This window comes from Bradyrhizobium sp. NAS80.1 (genome assembly GCF_001908205.1).
In the GTDB taxonomy this organism is placed as follows: domain Bacteria; phylum Pseudomonadota; class Alphaproteobacteria; order Rhizobiales; family Xanthobacteraceae; genus Bradyrhizobium.
Genome location: NZ_LGHL01000303.1, coordinates 1 through 3,918 on the forward strand (window position 1 = coordinate 1; position 3,918 = coordinate 3,918).

The window sequence follows — 3,918 nt, forward strand, 5'->3', positions numbered from 1 at the left end:
CTTCCAGCATTCGAGCAGAAATTCCTGATCGTCCTCGCGAGGAACAACGTCGAGTTCTGTAATCGTCATCGCAGCCTCCTGTTCATGCCGCCGCTAAAATGGCAGTATAGCATGAGCCGTTTCGCAAGGGAGCTACGCCAATGAGCGAAGGCAATGGTACTCTCGACGTGATCGCACTCATCGCAGGCGATGCGATCGAGAGAGAGGGCGAACTGCGCTGCGTCGGCATTTCGCCCGATGTACGATTTTACGAGCTGCTTCTGCGCTTGACCATCATCCGACAGTTGGCGCGCGGTGCGCTGTCAGAAGCCAGCCTAGCGGGGTTGCCGCCCGAAGCACATGTTGAGCTGGCTAAGTGTGTCGCTGACAGCGTCCGAAAAGCAGCGGATGAAGATCAGCCTAGGACGCAGATTGTCCATTGAGCCGCTTGGAGCTCTGTTCTTCGACGCGTCTCTTTCACGTAGGTCTGAGAGCCGAGGCTGGCCTTTCGGCTCACGCCTACCGCTCGCCTGAAGCCCCCCCAATTGGTGAGCGCGTCGTTTGACGGAAGGCGATTTCCATAGCCTTCACGTCGCTCTCAAGATCGCTCATCGCGCGTATCGTCTGGAATTCCCGAGATTAGCGGGCGCAGCAAAATCGGAAAAGATGGCAGGCAGATATGCCGATGGCGGGCGGTGCCGCGATCCCGCACCGAGTTGTTCGTTTGGTAGGACCCTATAGGCGGACCTTTTCCCTCTGGCCTTACATTCGGCCCCTCGCCATGCCCTTCGAAATCGGTAATTGGTCGCGATTGCATCCATCTCCAAAAAATAGTGGAAAGCTCTCGATACAACCGGGGGCCAATGCCGTGACTAAAGCGAACCCGTCCGCCTTGGACATCATACTAGACTGGTCTCAAGATCGTCCGGCATGGCAGCGAGATGCGTTGCGCCGGATCGTTGTAAACGGCTCCTTGAGCGATACCGACATCACTGACCTTGTTGCACTTTGTAAGCAGGACCATGGGGGTCCCGCCGCGACCAGCGTATCCGCGCGGCACCTCGAAAAGCAGGATTTGCCAGCAAACCCCGGTGCTCGTGCGTCGATCGCTTTAGCATCACTCTCTGGCGTCGAAGGTGTCAACCAATTGTCTCCCAACCAGACCCTACCGTTCGAAACAAAGGGATTGACGGTCGTTTACGGAGACAACGGAGCCGGAAAGTCTGGCTACGCCAGGATTTTGAAACGCGCATGCCGCGCCCGCTTTCCGGGCGAGATCATGCCTGATGCTTACGCAGGCGCAGCAGTCAAAAAAGCTGCAACGGCTGCGATTGGCTATGAGCAGGGTGGGAAGGTTAAGCCGGCCGTTCAATGGAATGATAATGGCGCCCCTCACGCGATATTGTCGGCCGTCAGCGTGTTTGACCGTGAGTGCGCCGCGGTGCACGTCCGCGATAAAAACGAGGTAGCTTTCCGCCCTTTCGGGCTAGACATACCCGACGAATTAGCTGACGCCTGTCAGCGGATCAAAACGGCGCTCTCCGCCGAGCAAGCCTTATTGGAAGCGGCTCGCGATGGGATATTCGCAAAGCCAACATGGAAGCCAACCACCTCCGTAGGCCGGTTCATGGCTAGCCTGAACTCAGGCTCAAACATCGCGGATTTAGAGAAGCTGTCCAACGTTACCAACGAAGACCGCGCGCGCCACCAACGTCTCTCAGAAGACTTGGCAAAAGACCCAAAAAAGGCTTCATCCGAGCAGGTTGTGTATGCGGACGAATTGCGAGCGTTGAGCGCCGTGTTAAGCGACGCGAGCAGTTCGGCCGACGACGCAACGCTAAAGTCCATACAGGATCTACGAGATGCAGCCGTGGCAAAACGGCAGGCTGCATCGGTAGCGGCCAAGGAAACATTTCAGGCATCTCTACTTGCTGGTGTTGATAGCCAAGTCTGGCGGACGCTGTGGGAAGCCGCCCGTCGATATTCGGAGGAAATGGCATATATTGGCGCGCATTTCCCGCGCTGCGACGATGGAAGCGCATGCGTACTATGTCAGCAGCCCTTATCCAGCGAAGCCCAAACACGGCTCAGAACATTTGAAGCCTTCGTCCAGTCCGATGTTGAACTACAGGCGAAAAACGCGGAGGCAGAATTCTCCGCTGCACTGCGGGGCTTTGATAGCAAAAAAATCCGGCTCCAAGGACCCGCCCGCCGGCGCATCGCGATTGAGGATCCAACCCTTGGCGCGGACATCATAAGGTTCCTCGCCAGCGCGCGTTATCGAAGGCAACAATGTCGGCGAGCAATCGATCAGAAAGTACCTGCCAACTTGGCGAAACTCGAAGAAAGTCCGCTCGCTCGCGTTCGAGCACTAGAACTCTCCACCCGCAAGTATGCCGCAGAGCTATTAGAGGCCGTCGATGTGGCGGGCCGCGCCCGGCTAGAGGCGGAGCGCGACGAACTGGCAGATAGGCTGAGCCTACCCGCCTTGATCGACAAGGCGAAGGCCGAGATAACTCGACTGCGCGCTCTAAGGCTGATCGCAGCCTGCATTTCAGACACAAGTACAGCAGCCATAACCAAGCTCGGCAACTTGATCGCCGATGAAGTCATTACGCCTAGAATGCGCGATCGGTTTCAGCAAGAGATTGTCCGGCTGGCAGCCGACCGGGTGCGTGTCGAGATTGTGCGCGCTGGTGGGAAGTATGGGTCCCCCGTTTATCAGATTAGGTTGTTTGCCAACAAGGACGCTCGGGTCCACAACGTGCTGAGCGAAGGCGAGCAGACCTGCGTGGCTCTCGCTGCATTCCTTAGCGAATTGGCGACGGCTTCGCACCAATCCGCGCTTGTCTTTGATGATCCGGTTTCGTCGCTCGATCACCGTTGGCGAGACCAAGTAGCTCGACGCCTTGTCGATGAGGCCGCCAATCGACAAGTCATCGTCTTTACCCATGACTTGGTATTCGTGAACGACCTTACCGATGCCGCCGATCAATCAAAAACGCCGGTGCTTCAGGTGTCCTTGTCGCGAGGGCCGTCAGGTGCAGGCGTTGTTGCGTCCGGCCTGCCATGGGCGGCTGCAAAAGTAAGGGATCGCGTTGACAAAATGGAGAAAGATGTCCGGGCGGCAAAGGTGCTTTACGACAAGGGTGATGAGACGGCGTACAAGGAGGAGGTCCACCGGATATACAGCAATTTACGCCGAACGTGGGAACGCGCGATCGAGGACGTTGCATTTCATGGGGTGATCTTGCGTCACCGAGATTATGTAAACACCAAGTATCTGCGCAAGGCGACGGCACTTACCCCCGAAGATTGCGATGGGTTTGATAAAGGCTTCCAGAAGTGTTGTGATCAAACGGATGCGCACGATCCATCTCGCGGCAGAAATGCTGCGCCTCCGTCGCCGGATGAATTGCTAAAGGATGTCCAAGCGGTCCGGATTTGGGCGGATGACATTAGGGCGCGACAAAACAAGATCAATTAAGTCGTGCGTTTGGTCGTTGAGCGGGATTTTTCTTGCTTGCGAGCTAGGTTGCTCTCTTTCAGTCCACCGGTTCGTCCTGCATCACGACAGCGCTGACTGCACCGGCTCTTTCCTGATTGAGCGCGAAAAGCCGCTCAAGTGCTTCGTCATCTGAAATGTCGCTCGGCCACACGTACGCGGCAGCCACCGCCGCATCGAGCGCTCGATGTGCTTCAACGAGCCACGTCGGCTTGTCATTGTAGAGCCCGGTCAAGGTTCGCGCGGATAGTTCACGCTCGGCCTCGGGACCATTGGGTAACAGGCGGTCTGGAAAGCCGGGCACTAACTCGGGAGCACGGTTGATGCGATTTTCAGGATAGAGGTCGTGTCCCCAGTGATGGTGTAGCTCGGTAGAGCAAAGCCGTCCGCACGCGCGCCCTCCAATAGCGCCGTAGCGGGCGGGCGGCTTTGCR

The 3,918-nt window shown here is 57.2% G+C and carries 3 protein-coding genes; 2 read left to right on the forward strand and 1 reads right to left on the reverse strand.

Features of this window, described 5'->3' with window-relative positions; all coding sequences use genetic code 11:
* The first annotated feature begins 140 nt into the window (after window positions 1-140).
* Complete coding sequence (locus AC629_RS42080; RefSeq protein WP_084810519.1) at window positions 141-422, forward strand: hypothetical protein; 282 nt, start codon at window positions 141-143, stop codon at window positions 420-422.
* 338 nt (window positions 423-760) lie between these two features.
* Window positions 761-3,466, forward strand: coding sequence for an AAA family ATPase (locus AC629_RS42085; protein ID WP_084810521.1), 2,706 nt, complete (start codon window positions 761-763; stop codon window positions 3,464-3,466).
* A 58-nt stretch (window positions 3,467-3,524) separates the two neighbouring features.
* Here AC629_RS42085 and AC629_RS47990 read toward each other — a convergent pair.
* The coding region (locus AC629_RS47990) for a type IIL restriction-modification enzyme MmeI (protein WP_210419199.1) at window positions 3,525-3,918 on the reverse strand (394 nt) is incomplete at its 5' end.